The organism is Ruminococcus bicirculans (ex Wegman et al. 2014) (genome assembly GCF_000723465.1).
Taxonomy (GTDB): domain Bacteria; phylum Bacillota; class Clostridia; order Oscillospirales; family Ruminococcaceae; genus Hominimerdicola; species Hominimerdicola aceti.
In genome coordinates, this window is sequence record NZ_HF545616.1 from 1374384 (window position 1) to 1393821 (window position 19438).

Here is a 19438-nt window from a genome sequence, read left to right on the forward strand (position 1 = left end):
AATTATGAAAACTAAAATTATTATCGCAACAGCCGCAGTTATAATTGCCGCAGTTGCAGTTACACTTTTCATTTCTCTTGGCACAAAATCCGATAAGGCGGTTTCTTTTGAAAAGGGTCAACAAGAACTTTCTGCTTCTCCCACAAACCTTTTGTGTCCTGAAGCTTCTTCTACTGCATTTGCAAACAATTTTGTGTATTACAAAACCTATGACGGCATTGCAGAATATGATATCGAATCCGACAGCCTTGCAATGATAAAGGTCAAGCTTCAAGAGTATTCAAACTTGTCCTGCTATACCATATATGACGGCGTTATATACGCTGTAAGGTCAGTGTATAATTCTGCTACGCAAAAAGAAGATTACAGCATTGTCACAGTGGATTACAACAGCGGTGAAGTCACGGAAGTGTATTCTGCACCAAAGGACAGCATATTAGGCTGTATGTCTATGGACAAAGACGGAGATATCTATTTTGTTGAGGGCAAATACAAAAAGAGCGAGACCGACGAGAACGGATTCAGCACAGGCTATTCGCTATATAAATACGCTCTCAAAAACTCTGACAAAAGCGAGATAACAAAAGCCAATACCTATTACATAAGCGACGGCAAGCTTTATTTTACAAGGCTTTGCCCAAAGACGGATACAGTCCGCCTATTTATAGCTCCACTTTCAGACCCTCAGAACGTCAAGGATACAGGCATTGATGTTGGCTCTCAGATAAGCGAAAATACGCCGTATATGTATTATCCGACCGACGGAGATGTGTATTACTCTAATGGCGAAAACAAGCTGTATAGGTATAATGAGGATAATGAAAAAAGTGACACAGTTTGCACTTTTAAAGACAAATCTTTTGTAAGATATTTTCAGTATTTCAATAACACTATGATAGTGCTTGTTCGTGAGCCAAATGATAATGGCAAAATGTATCAGTATGTGCTTTATTATCTTGATAACGATAATAAACCGCAGAAGATAATTGATGATGCTAAGCTCAATGAAAAGTATTTTTACGGCTATGAGTATATCGACTATATGACGATATTCAATAACTGTGAGGATTATTTCCTGCTTTCGACCTATGATCCCGACGCTGATACAGCCGCTTATCTTGTGGATAAAGATTTTAAACTGCACAAGTTTATTTCAAACGGCGAATGGGATTATGATACATATGCAGAGATACAGTCAGAAATGTAAGAGCTTGATATTTGAGGTGTGACGATTTGAAACTTCTCAGATTTATGATAAGAAAAGATATGGCGAAGTCAGCTTTGATAAGCTTATTGCTGGCTTTGCTTTCCTGCGCCTTTTTGATATCTGTACTCAGACCCTCTTATGCTTATGGTGAAAAATACATGACCTATCTTAAAGGCGACTCGGAAACTGTAAGCCAAGACGCTCAAAAGCTTGCTGATGAGCAAAACGCTCTTAACAACGAGATAAACGACTATCAGAATAACCACAACACAGGCGGTGTAAAGCAGGCTGAATTGCCTGTGGAGCTTGAGGAAAAGATAATAGATTTTTCTCAGAAAAATTCTCAGGCTGGTGTGGGTCTTGACAGTATGTTTTCTCTTATTGAAGGGCAGCTTTACGCTCAGCAAAACTCTTTGAAGCTCATATCCGAGCGTGTGAGAGGTTACAGCCGAAATGCAAGACGTGGCGTTACGGATGAGTATTCTTTGAAGCTTTCCGACAAGCTCATCAGCGATTACAACGCCGTGATAACAGACCTAAAAAAGTCGGACGATATCATTGACACCAGAGCCGCTGACGGCTTTGAAAACTATATGTCATCGGAAATTTTGATACCGTTCGGCGTTTATTTGCTTCTTTTCAGCATATTTTCATCAGAGATACAAAGCGGCAGGATAAAAAGCTTTGGAATAACCAAAACGGGCGTGAGGAAATTCTCACTTTTCAAGCTTTGTACCGGCTTTGTTGCTGTAATAATTCTTGTTTTGATAATTTACACTGTGGATATTATAACTCTTTTTATTTACGATACAAACGGCATTAAACTTGATATGCCATTGCAATATCTGAGCGGTTTTGAACTAAGTTCGGCGAATATGAGCTTTGGCGGATATCTAGTTGCAGTATTTGCCGCAAAACTTGTTTATGCGCTTTTCACCGCAAGTATTGTTATGTTTCTTTCAATGCTTTGCAGAAAGACCATACTTGCAGGAGCTGTCTGTCTTGTGCCAATATTTGTACCATTATATCTGAAAACCACAAGTTTTTCCAATCCTGCCGTTGACATTTTAACAGGCAATTACACCAATATGCTCAATGACACAGGTTATATGAATTTCTGGGGAATACCTGCACGAGAATACGTTGTTTATTTTGCTATCATATTCATCATGACCGCATTTTTTGTCGCAGGGACATATCTCCTTGCTGAAAGGCAGGTGGGATAATGAAAAGTATGTATAGTTATCAGACTTCACGGCTAATAAAGAAATTCTGGCTGCTTTTTGTCATAGTGATAATTTTTTCAGCTTCCGCAAAATTCACAGTGTATCGGAGCTTTGTTTCTTCAAATAATCTTACCTATATGAACAAAGAAACGGCGGAGATATACAATGAACTTATAGAAAATTCCGCAGATAAGACCCTTGAACAGTGTGACGAATACATAACGGAATATGAGATGAGAAGTTACGCAAGCGGTTATAATAATAACATTACAGCCGCCGTGAACAAATATAAAACAGAGCTTCGCAGTTGTTTTATGGTCGAAAGCATCAGAAGCTATGCACGCACGGGAAGAGGTCTAACAGACGCTAATATTCCCTCTGACCTTGTGAAAAACAGCCGACTTTACGCCGCCTTTCCAACACCGCAGGTGATAAATGACGAGCCGTTTTTGAAGTTTCTTGAATTGCAGGCGGTAGATATCATGCCTATATTTGTGCTTCTGCTTGTGGGCGTTTTTGTTGCAGATAGTTATGAAAAGAGAATGGATCAGCAGATAAAGATATCTAAAAATTCGTCAGCGTTTTTTAAGTCACGGGAGATAATTTTATCAGTGGCGATATTTATAATGTTCACACTGAGCTTTTTTGCAGACCTTATTATAAGCGGAACATTACATCAGAGCAAGTACAGCACCTCATCTTTACAAAGCGTGTGGCAATTTGACCTTGCGCCTTTAATGCTAACTGTTAGAGGCACAATAATATGGCTATATGTCACAAGGCTTATGTCGCTTTTTATAACCTACGGCATTTTCGTGCTTGTGGCAAAGCAAGTGCGCTCTGTGAAAAAATATGTTATGCTGACCTCTGGGCTGATAGCGGTCATGTCCGCCGCCGCACATTATGTGGGAGCACTTTCGCCTTATATGTTTGCGGCTGTCACAAGCGTAAATGGGCAGCTTAACAACCTTGACTATATGAGGGCTTTTGATTGTTCGGAAGCGGTAGCTGTATTCATATATCTTGCAGCGATTTTGAGCGGACTGACTGCATGGAGATACAGCGGATATTATGAAAAAAGCTTTGACCGATAAGGAGTGGTGATGATATGAGCGTTTTAAGAGTAGAAAACTTATCCAAAAGATACGGCAAAAAGCAGGTGCTCAAGGGCATAACCTGCGAATTTCATACGGGCATAAACGCTTTGCTTGGACCAAACGGCGCAGGCAAGACCACCATAATGAACTGCATATCGGGCGTGATAAAAAAGTCGGGCGGCAGCGTGACCCTTGACGGGCAGGACGTTTTTGAAATGGGCGAGAAATATCGTGAAAAGCTGAGCTTTCAGTTTCAGTATCAGCCATTTTATCCAAGCTACACCGCCCATGAATTTCTCAGATTTTCGGCTCTGTTAAAAGGAATGCCTGAGCCGCTTATTGAGGACGAGATAAGACGTGTGCTGGGGCTTGTGAATCTGTCTGAAAATCTTGATGACAAGATAAAGTCATTTTCTGGCGGAATGAAACAGCGCCTTGCCATTGCACAGACTATCCTTAACTCCCCCGAGATACTGATTTTTGACGAGCCTTCTGCTGGTCTTGACCCATTTGAGCGTGAGCAGTTCAAGCGGATAATGGTGAAGCTCAAAGAAACAAGCATTATAATAATCTCAACACACATCGTTTCCGACATCGACACTATAACAGACGATCTTATCATCTTGAATAAAGGCTCAGTTATTGCAAATGACAGCCCAGAGGCGCTTTTTGAGCACATAAGGGGTATGGTTTGGGATATTCCGAAAGCGGACATCGGTCTGCTGCCTATCGAGAACATTTATTATGAGGATACGAAGTCGAAGACTATCTCAAAGACAAAGCCCACCCCTAACGCTGTTATGAGCGAGCCGACTATGAATGATCTTTATTTCTGCGGACAGCTTGACGGGGGAGTGTTTGAGTGAGGAGATAATTCAGATAATGATGTCAACTCTGAACGATAGTTGCCTCTTATCTTCAGTAATTAGGCTTTGTCCTCTGCGAAAAAATTGTAATGAAAGGATAGAATATGCTTATAAACCACAACCAAAATATGCTTTGTCTTGATGAATTTGATATACTTGAACTGCGTGAAAATGCAGATGAGTGTGATTATCTTTTTGTTGTTTCGCCTAAAATTGAAACAAAGATATGCACTAAATAATGAACATTATACAGCTCTTAAGATAAGAGGTCACAAACATCTGTGTAAAGACTGTGGAAGTATTTTTGTTGACAGATTCAATACACTTGATCTTTGCTCAAAAATGACTAACAGACTTAGGTGCAAGATCCAGCAATTATCATTAACAAAACCATTTAAGCATATTGCAAGAGACGGGAAATGTTATTCATTTGAAATTCTAAGAGGAAAGGTTCTTTATGGTCAAGCCTATAAAACCAAAGCCATTTTTTCTTATAATAAATTTTCGCCGACAATACACTATGTAACTGATCCTTCGAACCGCTCGTCATTAAATATGATTCAAAATCTTATGGATTTGTACAAACAGATATCAGGAGCTGATGTTGATAGGTTAAAATTAGGACTGTTCTGAATAGAATAAGCTGCCACAGATTTTTCTGTAGCAGCTTATTTTTGTTTGTGCTATTTCTTCTTGCGAAGATATCCGTCATCATCATATTTCTTAGCTATATGCTGTGCAGCTTGCCAATCGCCCCATTTGTCTACAGCCTTATCCCAAAGTTTATCTATTTGCTTTGGCGGAACGTATTCCAGATTGCCATATATTATTTCCATTTCTCTTTTGGTATAATGTTGCGACCTGACTATATACCAAAAATCATCAAGATCGATCAAGTTTTACACCCTCTTTTTTTATTTAATGCAATACTATATTATATCATACTTTCTAAAAAAGTTTACATTTATCAACACGGAAGTTGAAATAGCCTAAACTCTCTGCAGTCTTAAAAAAAGCAGCCTCGTTTTACAGAAGCTGCCTTATGTATATTAATTTTATTCTAGATCTTTTTTCTTTACAGAAGCAACACAGAAGTCGATGCGTTCATCATCATCTTCTTCATTTCCTGAACCTGTGAGAGGAACTCCTTTTGTTGGATCGATCCCGTCAACGGCTGTAACAAGCCCTGTACCCTCGCCAATAGAAGCACCTGATACTCTGAACTTTGTAATGTCGATAGGCTCGATAGAGGTCTCAACAGGCTTTTTAAGCTGTGGTATCCACTCGTATGGTACACGATAAGCTCTGTAGATCATGTTGCTTTTGAATGTTCCAGCAAAATTCTTGAAATAAGGGTTTACAAATTCCCAAACTATTTCATGGTCAGGTGTGACCTCAAGAAGATGTCCATCTGAACCTTCCGTAATAAGAGTGTTTCCGTTCGGAAGTCGCTGTGCAGAGCTGATGTATGAGCTATAGAACTTAGAAGCGTCAGTAAAAAGCAGATTTCCTGCTTCAAGGGGAGTGTACTGCCATGTTATTTCATGTGTAACAGGATTGAATTGAAGTACTCTTGAGTAATCTCTGTGTGCATTGTTCACGCCTGTGAGGGAAGCAGGGTTAGGTGTGCCGTAGCCACCCTCGCCACCGTTATCGAATACCAACAGGTCGCCCTCTCCAGGAAGTCCCTTTGGTATCATGTGCAGGTGGTGCTGACCAATTATCCAGCCAAGCTTCTTTGTGGCTTCGCTTTCGTTGAAGTTAGGACCTACACGCCATACTATCTTACCTGTTGATTTCTCGATAATTCCGAGTATGTTTGAGTTTCTTGCGTCAAATATGATATTGTCCGGGTGGAAGCGTTTGTCGCCTGCGTCATACCACTTATTTTCGCCAAGTGTAGAGAAGTTGTTTATGTGCATCCAATCTCCACCTGCCTCACCGTGAAGACCAGGGTTTCTGAACAATGCGTTCTTTGCGGCCTCGTCAAAGCCAAGCTCATCAAAGTGGTCGCTTGCACGCCAGCTCCAAATTATATTGCCTTCCCAATCCACTTCGATGATCTTATCGTCGATAAGTCTTTTATCTGAAATATCGTGGTTGTAGAGGTTCTCGTGAGTAAGGATAAGTGTATTGCCACTGTCTGTCTTTGGCTCACCATTTGGATAATAGTAACCCACAGTGCTGCCTTCACGCTGAAAATCATGGTGCTGTCTAGCCATATAGACCGGTTCTTTACCCGGGTCGGCAACAAGTTCAGTTTTGTCGAATTTCCATACGATATGACCGTCCCAGTCTACCTGAACAAGATCAAGTTGATCCTGATATGCATATTTACCTCCTCTTGCTCCTGTTGTGCCCATTACATATCCGCCTGGGAGTATTTTGTTAGGAAATCCTCCCAGTCCAGCCCAAAGCTTTACTTCATTGCCATTCATATCTATGAGCAGAGCACCTTTAGCGGACGGGAAGATCGTATAGCCGCTGTAGGCTTTTTCTTTGTTGTATATTGTAACTCCTGTTGGATAAATGCTTGGATAACCCATGTCTGATTCCTCCTTGTTTATTTGTCTGCTTTTGTCAGGTCTGCCGTAACGTTATCTGGAAATGCTTTTTTTGCTGCATCTGGATAATAAAATTCCCTTATGTTGTAACTGTTTGGATATTTACCATTCTCATACGCCCACTTATTTATTTCATCAAGATGAGATGCAGCTTCCTCAGAAAGTCCCAGTTTAATACTGTACTGTTCCCAGTTTGTTTTGAAATCATCTGGTTCTATTCCATATTTCTTTGATATTTTTTCAGCCGACTCATCTAAGTTGTCATTTATGTATTTAACGCTTTCATCAAGTGCTTTAAGATAGTTCGTAAGAGTTTCAGTATTGTTCTTTGCAAAGTCGCTTGATGTTATAAGATAAGCAGATACGTTTATCCCTATATCTTTTGCAGATGCGACCTGAGTCCAGCCCTCTGCTTCATATTTTTTTATAGCTGAGCCTGTAACGATAGCGGCTGATGCCTCACCGTTATGTGCAACTGCTATTTGAGTTGATATGGAATCTGTGTTGACGTTTTTCTGCTTTGACGGGTCAAGTCCTAAATAAGTCTGAGCCTGCCAGTTGAAGTATTCTGAAACTGTTCCAATAGAAGTTATCCATCCTTCACTTTCATCTAAAGCATCAAGATCATCTTTGTATTTTGGTGCAACAAAAAGACCACCGTTATATGAAACGCTAGAACTTAGATCTGAAAAAATCACAAGATTAGTGTTATCGAGAGTATTTCCAATTCTGTTTACAGCAGCAAAATCTGCAAGCAGTCCTGTATCTGCTGTGCCTGTTGCAATAGCGTCAACTGTGTTAATGCCGGCAGCGTATTCTGATGTTTCGAGAGATATACCATATTTCTCAAATATTCCTTGCTCCATACCGATATAGTCGGCATACTGATCTGGCTGACCTGTCATGTTCGCAACTCTCAAAACGCTAAGCTCTTTACCGTCTTTGGTAACCTTCTTTGCGGTTTTTCCGCTTGATGAACTACCACATGATGCAAGAAGAGTTGCTGTCAATGCTGTCGACGCTATTATTGCGATTATCTTTTTTATGTTCATTTTTAAATCTCTCCTGTTAAATTAATTATTTTACGTCAAAGTGTTTAAGTTTTTTCTTGCCAATAAACTGTAGGATCCTGTCAGCAGCAAAGCCAATCACAGCAAGTGTGACGATTCCTGCAAAAGCCCAGCTTGTTTTGTAATAAAGCTTCGAGCTGTTTATAAGATAACCAAGGCCATCACTGCCGACCAGCATTTCAGCTGCCACAACACAGATTATAGCTGAGCTAAGTCCTAGTCTTATTCCAGTGTAGATATTAGATACCGCTGATGGTACAACTACTGTGAAAAAAACTCTTGCTTTTTTTGCCCCCATGCAGGAAGCTGCTTCCACGAGCTGCTTATCAGTTGAAGCCACACCCGCTATAGTGTTTACGAACATAGGGAAGAATGATGCGTAGAAAATAAGTGCTACTTTTGATTCTTCGCCTACTCCGAACCACATTAGAAAGAGTGTCGTCAATGCAATAGCAGGCACGAATCTGAAAAAGCTAAGTATAGGTTCAACGAGCCAGCGTACAGGTCTGAAATTTCCTACAATAAGACCCATAGGAACAGCAAAAATTATTGAAAGTAGCCAGCCTTTTATTACTCTTCCGACGCTTGCAACAATATCACTCCAAAGAGTTCCGTCTTTGATAAGTTCCTTCATGCTGTCGATCGTTTCCTTTGGGCTTGGAAGAAAATATTCATCATATTTCAAAGATCCTATTCCCCAAAGGGCAATTATTGCTACCCATGATATGATGCCACATTTTAGTATCTTCTGTATAGCAGAGGACTTTGTTTTATTATTTTCCATCTTTAATGTCCTCCTTATTAAATATAGTACAGCTCTGAGTCATCAAGAGCTTTGTTTACGAGAATATTTGTAGTGTTTTCATCAATAGTGTAAAGCTTCTTGATAAGTACTTTTACCTTATCGCCTTTTTTTAAGCGGGAAGCATTAAGTGGATATCTTCCCGTTATTGAGATATTGTCGATCAGAGCTCTTACTTCAAAAGAGTTACCTCTGAATGATACATCTTCTACAACTGCGTCTTCCATAGAGCTTTCAAATGGGTGGTATTCACTGTCTTCAAATTTATTTATTTCAATAAATTCCGGTCGGATTATAGCTGAGGCATTATTTTCTGTAACTTCAAAACCCTTTAGTTTGCTGTAATCCTCGATAATAGCGGACTGACCGATAAACTGAGCAACAAAAGGAGTTTTAGGTTCAAGGTATATCTCAACTGGATTGCTTATCTGCTCAACTCTGCCTTTGTTTGTGATAACAATTTCGTCTGCGACCTCTATTGCTTCGTCCTGATCGTGTGTAACGAAAATGCTAGTTATGCCTATTTTATCAATTGTATCACGAAGCCATGTTCTCAGTTCTTTTCTTACCTTTGCGTCGATAGCTGCAAAAGGTTCGTCAAGTAGAAGGAGTTCAGGCTGAGGTGCTAGTGCTCTTGCAAGAGCGATACGCTGCCTTTGACCTCCGCTAAGCTGGTCAGGATAACGCTTGCCAACGTCAGGCAAGCCAACAAGTTCAAGAAGCTCAGCCACACGTTGTTTGATAAACTTCTTATCTTTTTTCTGAACCTTCAAACCATAAGCTATATTATCGTAAACTGTCATAAAAGGGAAGAGCGCATAGCTTTGAAAAACAAATCCGATACCTCTTTCATTTGATGGAAGTTTGTTGACATTTTTACCATCTATAATAATATCGCCGCTATCCTGTTTTTCCAAACCTGCAAGCATACGCAGGATAGTTGTTTTACCGCTGCCGCTCGGTCCGAGCAGACCGATAAGCTTTCCCTTTTCAATACCAAAACTTACGTTATCCGAAGCTTTAAAATCGCCAAAGCTTTTATTAATGTTTTTTAATTCTATATACATAGCTGACAACTCCAATTAAGATATATTGCTGTGATAGTTCCAGTGTCAACATCGCTGCATTCGCTTATTAATCTTTGACAATTTAAGCTCCTCACTTTCAATTCATATCAAGTCGATATGATTAGTATGCTTTTATTATACATGATTTTATGGAAATGTCAATAGTTATGAGTGATTTTTGTGAAATCATACATATATGATAGGAATACTTTATTATTGTTGTACATTTTATTCATAACTAACATATGTGAGAAATATGATATACAGAAATGTTTGATAATACTCTTGACAAAGTGCGTAAATAGTGATATAATCACTATATTCATAGTAAAACTATATGAATAATATAATATATATTGGAGGAAATAAAAAAATGCTTACAGAACTGACAAACCAGAATTACAACGAGCTGATATCAGCAGACAAACCGCTTGTTATAGAATTTTACTCACCTACCTGTGTTCACTGTAAAAGAACAGAGGCAGGGCTTAACGAAGCTGCAGAAGAGCTTGGAGAAACCGCTATCATAGCTAAGTGTGATATCACCTCTCAGCCAGATCTTGCGAAGAGATATGACGTTACAGCACTGCCAACACTCCTTTTTATAAAGAACGGTGATATCAAAAACAAGCTTGAGGGTTTTACACACAAGCTGATAATTCTTGACAATATTAAGAGATTATAAAAAATCAGTCCGATGTTTTGAGCATCGGGCATTTTTTTGAGCAAAAGGTCTTGACAAAGTAGGGAGTTTATGATAAAATAATAATGTTGTTTTGTATGCGGGTGTGGCGGAATTGGCAGACGCGATAGATTTAGGTTCTATTGGCAACACCGTGCAGGTTCAAGTCCTGTCACCCGCACCATATTGGTGAGACTAAATGGATGCTCACCCTTAAAAGCCCGTATTTACGGGCTTTTTTCATGCTTTTCAGCTGAAAAATTCAAGGTAAAAACCATGGATGCTTTTTCATGATTTTCACCGACCGGAAGGGTTCGAACCCTCGACAAATGAATATTGTCAAATAAAACGGCAAGCTTTGAGCAGATTTCGCTCCCGGCTTGCCGTTTTTTTATAAAAAAACATTCACAAAGTTTAGAAGGCTGTTTTGTCAAATATCACGAAATGCGATAAACGACAAAGCGGCCTTTTTTTGTTTCAAAGGAGGCTCGATAACAAAAATACTATAAAAAGGGAATCTAAAACGACTGGAGGTGATCAAGTAAAAAATGAACAGCAGTCAGACCGAGGACATGACCAAAGACCCGATATGGGAATGACGATGTGAGGTGTTATATGATTTACAACGAAAAGAAGGTAGAAATGCTCAGGCAGAGATATCCCGAAGGAACTCGGATATGCCTTGACAGTATGGATAACGATCCCCGTCCGATTCCACCAGGTACTAAAGGCATAGTTCAATTTGTGGACGATGCAGGAACTCTGCATTGTAAATTTGACAACGGAAGAATGCTCGGTGTTATCCCCGATGTGGATCAGTTCCATAAAATTGATCAGGAACAAGCTCAGAATGATACGCAAACAGAGGAAAATATTGAGTGCGAGGAAATTACAGAAACGGAAGATCTTGAAGAAAACGAAGAAATGAATATGTCAATGTAACGGTTAAGTTTTGAAAAGACTTAGCCGTTTTTTTATTGCAAAAAGGAAAGGATCAGTGATAAATGATAAAATATTTCGATATCTTTGCAGGCATCGGCGGATTCCGCTCAGGACTTGAAAAAGCAGGAGGCTTTGAGTGCGTCGGGTACTGCGAGATTGACCGATATGCTAAAAAAGCATACGAAACAATGTACGATACGGAAGGCGAGGTGTATTACGATGACGCAAGAAAAATCAACCCAAACGAGTTACCCGATTTCGACCTTATATGCGGAGGCTTCCCTTGCCAAAGCTTTTCAATCGCTGGAAAAAGGGGCGGATTTGACGACGCAAGAGGAACTCTGTTCTTTGAAATTGCCAGAATCGCTGCCGTTAAAAAACCTAAATATCTGCTGCTTGAGAACGTACCCGGATTGTTATCGCATGACTCAGGCAGGACGTTTGCGACCATCCTTGGTTCGCTGGACGAATTGGGGTACGATGTCGCATGGCAGGTGCTTAACAGCGCAAATTTTCATGTCGCCCAATCCCGAAAGAGAGTGTTCATTATCGGATTTCTTAGAGAAAAATGCGCCGGAAAAGTATTGTCTTTCACGGACGCAAATCCAAAAACTCTTGTACAACGCATACCCGGACGAGAGGGCTGCAGAGTGTACTCAGCCGACGGACTGAGCATAACGCTTACGGGAACGGCAGGAGGCTTCGGAGGAAAGACAGGACTTTACGAGATCATAGGACTTCCGATCAAGGTCAAAACCAAGTCGGGCTATCAGTTAGCATTGCCCGGCGACAGTATTGATCTCGCCTACCCTAACATTAATTCAAGACGAGGACGTGTAGGTCACGATGTAGCACACACGCTGACAACAAGCTGTAATCAGGGATATTACGCTATGTGTATCGATATGAATCCCGAACCGAAAGTTACAGAGCTTGCGAGGTGCATAACGTCAAGGCAGGACAGCGGTATAGGTCACCATAAAGGAGAAAAGTCGGGGGTGATCGTGATTAGCGATCCGATTGCGGTGCTTACTCCCGAAAAGGAGAAAGTTCGTCAGCAAGGGCGAAGATTTAAACTTCCAAACGAGCCGATGTTTACGATAACTGTCACCGATAAACACGGGGTGATCTACTGCGGATATATCCGCAGGCTCATGCCTTTGGAATGCTGGCGTTTGCAGGGGTTTACAGACGAGCAGTTCAACAAGGTGGCGGCAACGGGAATGTCAGACGCACAGCTTTACAAGCAGGCAGGAAATGCCGTGACTACGAATGTTATCGAGGCTCTTGCAAGGTTTATTTTAGAAATTGACAAGGAGAATGCAAATGAATAATATGATAAAGATATTTGAAAGTAAAGAATTTGGAAAAGTGAGAACTGTGGTACGAAACGGAGAAACTTGGTGGATATTAAAAGATATCTGCCGAGTGCTTGAAATGAAAGCAAACAGTGCCGGAGAGGTCGTCAAAAGACTTGATAAAGATGAGTACGATTCAATCGGACTCACCGATTCGCTCGGAAGAAAACAGAAAGCATATGTCGTAAGCGAATCAGGTTTGTATTCAATTCTTGTAAGGTCTGATAAACCTAAAGCAAAGCCTTTTCGTAAATGGATCACGACCGAAGTACTCCCAACTATCCGTCGCACAGGCGGTTACGTCGGCAACGAAGAAATGTTCATAGAAAACTATCTCCCGTTCCTTGACGAACCGTATCAGAATCTTTTCCGCTTGCAGATGATGGCGATAAATCAGCTGAACGAGCGTATCCGCCACGATCAGCCGCTGGTGGAGTTTGCGAATCAGGTGTCAAACACCAATAATCTTATCGACATGAACGTTATGGCAAAGCTTGCAAGAGCCGAAAATATCCCTGTCGGCAGGAACAAGCTTTACGGCTGGCTGAAAAGAAAGGGAGTTCTTATGGCGAATAATCTCCCCTATCAGACTTTTATCGATCGCGGATATTTTTCCGTAAAGGAGTCGGTGTTTGAAACTGCGACTATGACCAAGACCTATCAGCAGACGTTTGTGACAGGAAAAGGGCAAAGATTTGTGATCACTCTGCTGAAGAAATATTATGGGAAGGAGGTTTTGCAATAATGGAGATAATAAGCGTTACTTTACACGATCTGAGAAAAATGAATAACAGCGAGGCTCTTATCCTGCAAGGCTGCGGCGGCGACCTTAAAGAATGGGTTGACGGCATAAACGATATGCTGACGGAAAGCGGAATATTGCAGAACGAAAGTCGATTTGAAAAAGCATATACTTTTAAAAATGAAAATCTGACTTGTCTGCTGTTTCCGTTTGATGACGTTCAGCTTGATATCGGTAAGCTTGCAATGTGGAGATTGCATACACACGAGCAGTTCGGAGGTACATGGCTTTCCGATTATGTTCCGAACAGACTTGGCGGTTTTGTTTCGGAAAAAGAACAAAAACAGAATGAAGATTGCAGTCCTATGGAAGAAACCGAAGATTTAGGAATGGAGATGATGTAATGGTGTATTTATTCACAGGAATGATAATCGGAGGGATTATCGGACTGACGGTCGGCAGCCTTGCTGCGGCTTTTAAGGCAGCTGAAAAAGAGATCGCACGTCTGGACAAGGAGGTAAGTGATGCACACAAACAGAATTAAAGCTAAAGTTGACTTCAAGTTCTGCCTCGGCAGTATTCCAGCAATGCTGAGAGCCACAAAGCCCGTACTTTCGGAAAGGCAGTACAAGGAGCTGTGTAACGAGGTCAATAAAGCCAACGGCTACCTTGAACAGAAACGCATCATATTCAGCTATGTTGACCCGATAATCAAGGGTTGAAAATACAACAAATGAAAATCAGCGGGCAGGCAGTATAGTTCATATCAAATTTGAACGTAAATTGCGCCGTCCGCGCTAGGACAAGGTTGTTTTGCCAACAGCAGATAAAAATCTGGTGCTTGCAAAGCGACTTTTCTGCTGTTGGTATAAACAGCAGAAAGGAAAAAAATGAACAGTTTTATGTCATGGGTAGGCGGAAAGAAAGCGTTGCGTGACGCCGTGCTTGCTCGCTTTCCTCCATATTATGAACGGTATATCGAGGTTTTCGGGGGCGCAGGCTGGGTGCTTTTTCGCAAACCGCCCGGTATGGATTTTGAGGTGTACAACGATTTTAACGGAAACCTTGCAAACCTGTACCGCTGTGTAAGAGATAAACCGAATAAGCTGAAGTACAAGCTTCGTTATGTCCTCGATTCTCGTGAAGATTTCGACTGGATTGCTAGTCTTCACAAGCGAGGTCTGTTCAGCAGATTTCGTGATGTTGACAGGGCGGCGAAGTTTTATCAGCTTATTAGATACAGCTACGCAAGTGGACTTGACAGCTTTGCAAGTCAGCCGCATTCTATTTGGTCGGATTTCCCGATGATAGACTTGGCGGCAAGAAGATTGCAGAAGGTAGTAGTTGAAAACAAGGATTTTGAAAAGCTGATAAGGCAGTACGATCGCCCCGTCAGCTTTTTTTACTGCGATCCGCCGTATTTTGCAACCGAAAACTACTACAAGGACGTGGGTTTTAAAACCAAGGATCATATTAGGCTCAGAGATTCGCTAATGGATATCAAGGGTAAATTCCTTGTTTCCTACAATGACTGTCCCGAAATCCGTGAGCTGTGGGACAAACCGAATATTCACATTGAGGAAATTTCAAGAATAAACAACCTTGCACAAAGATACGATGGAGGTTCGCAGTATGCGGAGCTTTTAATTTCAAATTACGATACAAGCGAGAGATTACGGGCGGTTCGCCAACTTTCGCTGTTTGACGATGAAACAGACAATTTTGGAGGTATAATTTTATGAAAAAAATAATTTTTGCACAAGTAATGGCAGACAACGGAAAAAGCGTATTTTCGGGGCTTTTTGATGAAAACGGCGATCCCGTAAGCGTAGAAACGGAGTGCGATGATAGCGGAGTGACGCTTACGATATGGCGAAATGCTCCCGAAAGAGAACGCCGTGACTGCGGTATCTCAGAGGAAGAGATTGAGAGGACTTGCGCTATGCATGATGACTGCAGTGATTGTCCGCTGTGGGATTATTGCAATGAAGATGAGGAGGTTGTATCATGAGTTATCTTTATAGACATTCTTTTGAAAACGCTGAACAAAGCGGAGAGATCGAGGCATACCGTGAAAGTCAAAAAGAAAATATCCGATGTAAAAATGCGATAGAAAAAGCTATTGCGGATAATTTTGACGGCTATTATTTAAGCGATACAGCGGTCAGGACAGCGCTTGCCGATTTCGGTTATGACCGCACAATGTGGGTGCTGGCGGTAAGTATTCTGAATAAGAATGATGACGGACGTTTCTCACATGAAAATAAGGAGTGGGCAAGGTCTGTTATCCCCCCATATATTTCCCAAAAAGAAATGCGGGAATATTGCGTTGATTCTCATCCTGCCGTGCTTAACGGCTTTATCGATGAGGTCAGAAAGGAATATAGCAAGCTCGGACTTGTGGGAGAAAAGCAGTGCGTTCACTCCGATAAGCCGCAGGACTACGAAAGAAAGCTGTTGATCCTTAAGCCGGAAATTCTTAATGAGCAGTTCAAGAGCCCCATAAATCAGTATTTCTACGCAACGGGAGGTTTTGGCTGCGATCCCGAAAAATCGGGCAGAAAGGTGTTCGGGCAGTTTCTTGCGGACGGCGAGAAGGCGCATTTTTACCGTGAGGATTTCTGCGGAGTTGCGGACTATGATCAGATTCCAAAATGGGCAGTTGAACGGCTTGCGCAGATAGAAGCTCCGCAGATGAAAATACGCATATTTCAGATCGATCACGACAAGGACAGTAACAAGCTTGCTTTTATGAATTATGATTACGCACAGGCACACGGCGGCGTGGATTCGTCCATATACCGTCAGATCTACGGCGGTACGGTAAACTGCAAAAGCCTTGAAAGCGTTTTTGCCCTCTGCAATTCGGACAAAACACCTCCCGGATATTACGGCGAGTCGATGTCCGTTTCTAATGTTATAGAGGTCTGTGAGGGCAAAAATAAAGGTTTTTACTTCTGCAACAGCGTTGGATTTAAGCCTATTGACTTTGATATTACTCGGACAGACCATAATGATATGATGAAAATTCTTGTAGTGGAGAACGGCAAAACACCATATAAAGCGGAAATTCGGCACGATATCCATGCTATGCAGTCTGTGGTCGAAGGCTGTATCGAGCCGATATATTTCGAACCAAAGCAGGACGCTCTTGTCTGGTGCAACGACGAGTTTCTGCTGAATAATTCCGAACCAAACAGAATGGTTGGAGATTGTCTCGTTCACGGTACTTTTTATGTGTCGGGAAACTGCAAAAACGAATACGGCGAATGGGACAGCTGTTCGCTTACCGACGAGCAGATCGAGAAATATTCTGAAATATTTGAAACTCCCGTTATTGTATTTGAGCAAGCGGAAGAACTGACCGAGGATTTTGAGGAAACGGAAGAACCTGAAATTACGATGTCATAAACGAAAGGATCAGGTGATGCAAATGAAAATTACAGCAACAATCAACAGATTTGTTGACAAACAGGATTCATCGGTAAAAGCGTATGCCAGCGTGACAATAGACGGAATGTTTGCAGTTCACGGACTGAGAGTAATGGAAACCGAGAAAGGCAGATTTGTAAATATGCCCTCAACTTCATACACAGACCGTGACGGCAACAAACAGTATTCGGACATTTTTCACGCAGTCACAAAATCGGCGAGAAATGCGCTTAATCAGGCTGTTCTGAATGCTTACGATGTCAAACTTCAGCAGATACAGGCAACTATAATGTACCCTAGAAACTGAACACAAAATTGCCAAAACATCGTGACAGTGGTATAATAAAAGAAAGAAACAGGAGGACACGATAATGGCGAAGAGGAACACATACACACCGGAGTACAAGGCAAAAATCGTAATAGAAATACTGGAGGGAGAGCAGACGATCAGCGAGATAGCAAGTCGTGAAGGAATCAACGTCAATCAGCTGAAAAATTGGAAAAAGGAATTTCTTGAGAATGCATCCCGTGCCTTTAATGGTTCAAAATCAGAAAAGGAAGCAAAAAGAGCAGCTGAGAACTCAAAAAAGCGGGAAGAAAAGCTTATGCAGAAAATCGGTCACCTGACAGTTCAGGTGGACTGGCTCAAAAAAAAATCTGAAGAAGTGCTCGGACCTGACTGGAAGGAAAAGTCTGGTTATGAAGAATGATAGGCTGAACATTAAGGAACAGTGTGAACTGCTTGAAATCAACCGCACTTCGATGTACTATCAGCCTGTTGAACCGGCAGAAAAAGCCTTGGAGCGTGAGGAATACATCAAATCACGTATTGACTACTGGCACACAAAATTCTGCTACATTGGTCATCGGAAAATCAAAGAAAAGCTTGTACAGGAAGACGGGATTGCAATCGGCAGAAAGCTTGTCAGACGTTATATGGCGGAAATGAATATCTGTCCGGTTTATCCGAAATCCAATCTTTCAAAGCCCGGAAAGAACAGTTTAAAATTTCCGTATCTGCTGAAAAATCTAAAAATTGACCGACCAAATCAGGTATGGTCAATTGACATCACCTATATCAAAATGGGGCGTAGCCATATGTATCTGACAGCGATTATTGATTGGTACAGCCGTTTTATCGTGGGCTATGAATTGTCTGATACGCTGGATACTGCACCGGTTTTAGCAGCAGTCACAAATGCCATGGAACAATACGGCAATCCTGAAATTATCAATTCTGATCAGGGCAGCCAGTTTACAAGCAATGACTATATTGAATTTCTGAAAGCGAAGAATATCCGCCAGAGTATGGACGGAAAAGCTAGATGGGTGGATAATGTGGTAATTGAACGCTGGTTTCGCAGCTTGAAAACGGAGTTGATTTATATCAATGAATACAGCAATCCCAGAGAGCTGCGCCAGCAGATTGGTAGTTACATCAAGGATTACAACAACGAAAGACCCCATCAGGCGCTTGGCTACAAGTTGCCTGTGCAGGTTTACCAAGCCAAGTCTGTATGCAATGCTGCATAAATTTTGCTTACGTTTTTTGGATGGCTATACAAAGTTTTCGCTGTCACGATAATTTTTTTCATTTGTGTCTTGACAAGGGGGACATTATATTTGTTTGCAGACCAATTTGGTGGTTCTCCGGATTTGGATAACCTGGTTTCGCAGAGAAGTGATTTAAATAGAGCTGTAAAAAATACAGATAATTATCGCAGTATGGAAAGGGAGTGGTCAAATGCATTAAAAAATGGACAAAACGTTACTGATGTAGATATTAAGTTATCATATAAAAACGGTTCATCTCGTCCTTCTTCTTTTAACGTATCCTACAAAATTGACGGTGAACTGTTTAGACGAATATTTAAACAATAGAAATAATTTAAAGGAGAATTGATATGTTACAAGGATTTGAAGATGCTTTTACAGATGCGCAGGCAAGAACGATATCGCTAGCTTTAGAGTTATTAGAAAATAACAAGAAAGAAGCTGATATGATATATATTTATATTTATCAAAGTGATACGCAGATTTTTTTTAACGCATTTTTTGCTAAAGATAAGAAAATCTACCTTTTAAACAATTGGTTCGATGACGATCAAATCAATGATTTTTTTGACTGCGGTGTGGAAGATGTTGACAATATTGTTGAAGTATGTGATACTTACGATGGTAAATGCCCATATGAGTTTAAATTAAGTTACAATGTTAAGACTAAGTCTTTTGATGCGAAATACAACTATGATGATATTGCAATGGAGAATGATGTTGACTTAGTAGATATTTATAAAGAATGGCAGAAAGAATGTGAGTCCGAAATCTCTTGTAATTGAGACTGTTAGCATTTGATGTTTCATACAAAATAGATGGCAAATTT

23 protein-coding genes, 1 tRNA gene and 1 pseudogene are annotated in these 19438 nt (G+C 40.9%); 20 read left to right on the forward strand and 5 right to left on the reverse strand.

The window, feature by feature from the left end; translation table 11 throughout:
* Window positions 1–4: 4 nt before the first annotated feature.
* The 5 genes from RBI_RS06265 to RBI_RS15420 all read left to right on the forward strand — a co-directional run bounded on the left by RBI_RS06265 (window position 5) and on the right by RBI_RS15420 (window position 4635).
* The gene (locus RBI_RS06265) at window positions 5–1207 is read left to right on the forward strand and encodes a hypothetical protein (RefSeq protein WP_038671803.1); all 1203 of its coding nucleotides are present in this window, start codon (window positions 5–7) and stop codon (window positions 1205–1207) included.
* A gap of 26 nt (window positions 1208–1233) precedes the next feature.
* Window positions 1234–2433, forward strand: a complete 1200-nt coding sequence (locus tag RBI_RS06270; protein WP_148303581.1) for a hypothetical protein — start codon at window positions 1234–1236, stop codon at window positions 2431–2433.
* Window positions 2433–3527 carry a hypothetical protein gene (locus RBI_RS06275; RefSeq protein WP_038671807.1) on the forward strand — a complete coding sequence of 365 codons (1095 nt, stop codon included), beginning with the start codon at window positions 2433–2435 and terminating at the stop codon, window positions 3525–3527. The genes RBI_RS06270 and RBI_RS06275 overlap by 1 nt, the downstream gene beginning before the upstream one ends.
* Before the next feature lie 14 nt (window positions 3528–3541).
* Window positions 3542–4396: an ATP-binding cassette domain-containing protein gene (locus RBI_RS06280; protein ID WP_051706540.1), complete on the forward strand. Its 855-nt coding sequence runs from the start codon at window positions 3542–3544 to the stop codon at window positions 4394–4396.
* Between the two features lie 104 nt (window positions 4397–4500).
* Window positions 4501–4635 (forward strand): hypothetical protein, encoded by a 135-nt coding sequence (locus RBI_RS15420; RefSeq protein ID WP_022287684.1) that lies wholly within the window; start codon window positions 4501–4503, stop codon window positions 4633–4635.
* 444 nt (window positions 4636–5079) lie between these two features.
* Here RBI_RS15420 and RBI_RS06285 read toward each other — a convergent pair whose 3' ends face one another.
* The 5 genes from RBI_RS06285 to RBI_RS06305 all read right to left on the reverse strand — a co-directional run bounded on the left by RBI_RS06285 (window position 5080) and on the right by RBI_RS06305 (window position 9899).
* Complete coding sequence (locus tag RBI_RS06285; protein ID WP_022287335.1) at window positions 5080–5292, reverse strand: hypothetical protein; 213 nt, start codon at window positions 5290–5292, stop codon at window positions 5080–5082.
* A 159-nt stretch (window positions 5293–5451) separates the two neighbouring features.
* On the reverse strand, window positions 5452–6942 hold the full coding sequence (locus RBI_RS06290) for an aryl-sulfate sulfotransferase (RefSeq protein WP_051706542.1): 1491 nt from the start codon (window positions 6940–6942) through the stop codon (window positions 5452–5454).
* A gap of 17 nt (window positions 6943–6959) precedes the next feature.
* The gene (locus RBI_RS06295) at window positions 6960–8012 is read right to left on the reverse strand and encodes an ABC transporter substrate-binding protein (RefSeq protein WP_038671809.1); all 1053 of its coding nucleotides are present in this window, start codon (window positions 8010–8012) and stop codon (window positions 6960–6962) included.
* A 25-nt stretch (window positions 8013–8037) separates the two neighbouring features.
* Window positions 8038–8814 (reverse strand): ABC transporter permease, encoded by a 777-nt coding sequence (locus RBI_RS06300; protein WP_022288445.1) that lies wholly within the window; start codon window positions 8812–8814, stop codon window positions 8038–8040.
* A 17-nt stretch (window positions 8815–8831) separates the two neighbouring features.
* The gene (locus RBI_RS06305) at window positions 8832–9899 is read right to left on the reverse strand and encodes a sulfate/molybdate ABC transporter ATP-binding protein (protein ID WP_038671811.1); all 1068 of its coding nucleotides are present in this window, start codon (window positions 9897–9899) and stop codon (window positions 8832–8834) included.
* A 373-nt stretch (window positions 9900–10272) separates the two neighbouring features.
* Between RBI_RS06305 and RBI_RS06310 the strand changes: the two genes are divergently transcribed.
* The 15 genes and pseudogenes from RBI_RS06310 to RBI_RS14075 all read left to right on the forward strand — a co-directional run bounded on the left by RBI_RS06310 (window position 10273) and on the right by RBI_RS14075 (window position 19394).
* Window positions 10273–10584, forward strand: a complete 312-nt coding sequence (locus RBI_RS06310; RefSeq protein ID WP_022288447.1) for a thioredoxin family protein — start codon at window positions 10273–10275, stop codon at window positions 10582–10584.
* A gap of 97 nt (window positions 10585–10681) precedes the next feature.
* Window positions 10682–10765, forward strand: a tRNA-Leu gene (locus RBI_RS06315).
* 431 nt (window positions 10766–11196) lie between these two features.
* Window positions 11197–11523 (forward strand): DUF4314 domain-containing protein, encoded by a 327-nt coding sequence (locus tag RBI_RS06320; RefSeq protein WP_081855978.1) that lies wholly within the window; start codon window positions 11197–11199, stop codon window positions 11521–11523.
* A gap of 62 nt (window positions 11524–11585) precedes the next feature.
* Window positions 11586–12857 carry a DNA (cytosine-5-)-methyltransferase gene (gene dcm / locus RBI_RS06325; RefSeq protein WP_038671813.1) on the forward strand — a complete coding sequence of 424 codons (1272 nt, stop codon included), beginning with the start codon at window positions 11586–11588 and terminating at the stop codon, window positions 12855–12857.
* The gene (locus RBI_RS06330; protein ID WP_051706544.1) at window positions 12850–13626 is read left to right on the forward strand and encodes a BRO family protein; all 777 of its coding nucleotides are present in this window, start codon (window positions 12850–12852) and stop codon (window positions 13624–13626) included. The genes dcm and RBI_RS06330 overlap by 8 nt, the downstream gene beginning before the upstream one ends.
* Window positions 13626–13964 (forward strand): annotated as a pseudogene (locus tag RBI_RS06335) (hypothetical protein); the annotation flags it as partial. The gene RBI_RS06330 and the pseudogene RBI_RS06335, both read left to right, overlap by 1 nt.
* 62 nt (window positions 13965–14026) lie before the next feature.
* Window positions 14027–14167 (forward strand): hypothetical protein, encoded by a 141-nt coding sequence (locus tag RBI_RS14945; protein ID WP_158455117.1) that lies wholly within the window; start codon window positions 14027–14029, stop codon window positions 14165–14167.
* Window positions 14148–14345 carry a hypothetical protein gene (locus RBI_RS06340; protein ID WP_038671814.1) on the forward strand — a complete coding sequence of 66 codons (198 nt, stop codon included), beginning with the start codon at window positions 14148–14150 and terminating at the stop codon, window positions 14343–14345. The genes RBI_RS14945 and RBI_RS06340 overlap by 20 nt, the downstream gene beginning before the upstream one ends.
* A 180-nt stretch (window positions 14346–14525) precedes the next feature.
* On the forward strand, window positions 14526–15365 hold the full coding sequence (locus tag RBI_RS06345) for a DNA adenine methylase (protein ID WP_038673214.1): 840 nt from the start codon (window positions 14526–14528) through the stop codon (window positions 15363–15365).
* Complete coding sequence (locus RBI_RS06350) at window positions 15362–15634, forward strand: hypothetical protein (protein ID WP_038671816.1); 273 nt, start codon at window positions 15362–15364, stop codon at window positions 15632–15634. The genes RBI_RS06345 and RBI_RS06350 overlap by 4 nt, the downstream gene beginning before the upstream one ends.
* Entirely contained in the window at window positions 15631–17034 is a 1404-nt protein-coding gene (locus RBI_RS14070) for a DUF3849 domain-containing protein (protein WP_051706548.1), read from the forward strand. The genes RBI_RS06350 and RBI_RS14070 overlap by 4 nt, the downstream gene beginning before the upstream one ends.
* A 22-nt stretch (window positions 17035–17056) precedes the next feature.
* Window positions 17057–17362, forward strand: coding sequence for a SpoVG family protein (locus RBI_RS06360; protein WP_051706552.1), 306 nt, complete (start codon window positions 17057–17059; stop codon window positions 17360–17362).
* 64 nt (window positions 17363–17426) lie between these two features.
* Window positions 17427–18588 (forward strand): IS3 family transposase gene (locus RBI_RS06370; protein ID WP_242843625.1). Its coding sequence is split into 2 segments (ribosomal slippage): window positions 17427–17711 and window positions 17713–18588, totalling 1161 coding nucleotides; the frame shifts between segments, so codons are not numbered across the junction.
* A 90-nt stretch (window positions 18589–18678) separates the two neighbouring features.
* Window positions 18679–18936 (forward strand): DNA/RNA non-specific endonuclease, encoded by a 258-nt coding sequence (locus RBI_RS06375; RefSeq protein WP_038671818.1) that lies wholly within the window; start codon window positions 18679–18681, stop codon window positions 18934–18936.
* A 23-nt stretch (window positions 18937–18959) separates the two neighbouring features.
* Window positions 18960–19394, forward strand: coding sequence for a hypothetical protein (locus RBI_RS14075; RefSeq protein WP_051706554.1), 435 nt, complete (start codon window positions 18960–18962; stop codon window positions 19392–19394).
* Window positions 19395–19438 lie beyond the last annotated feature (44 nt).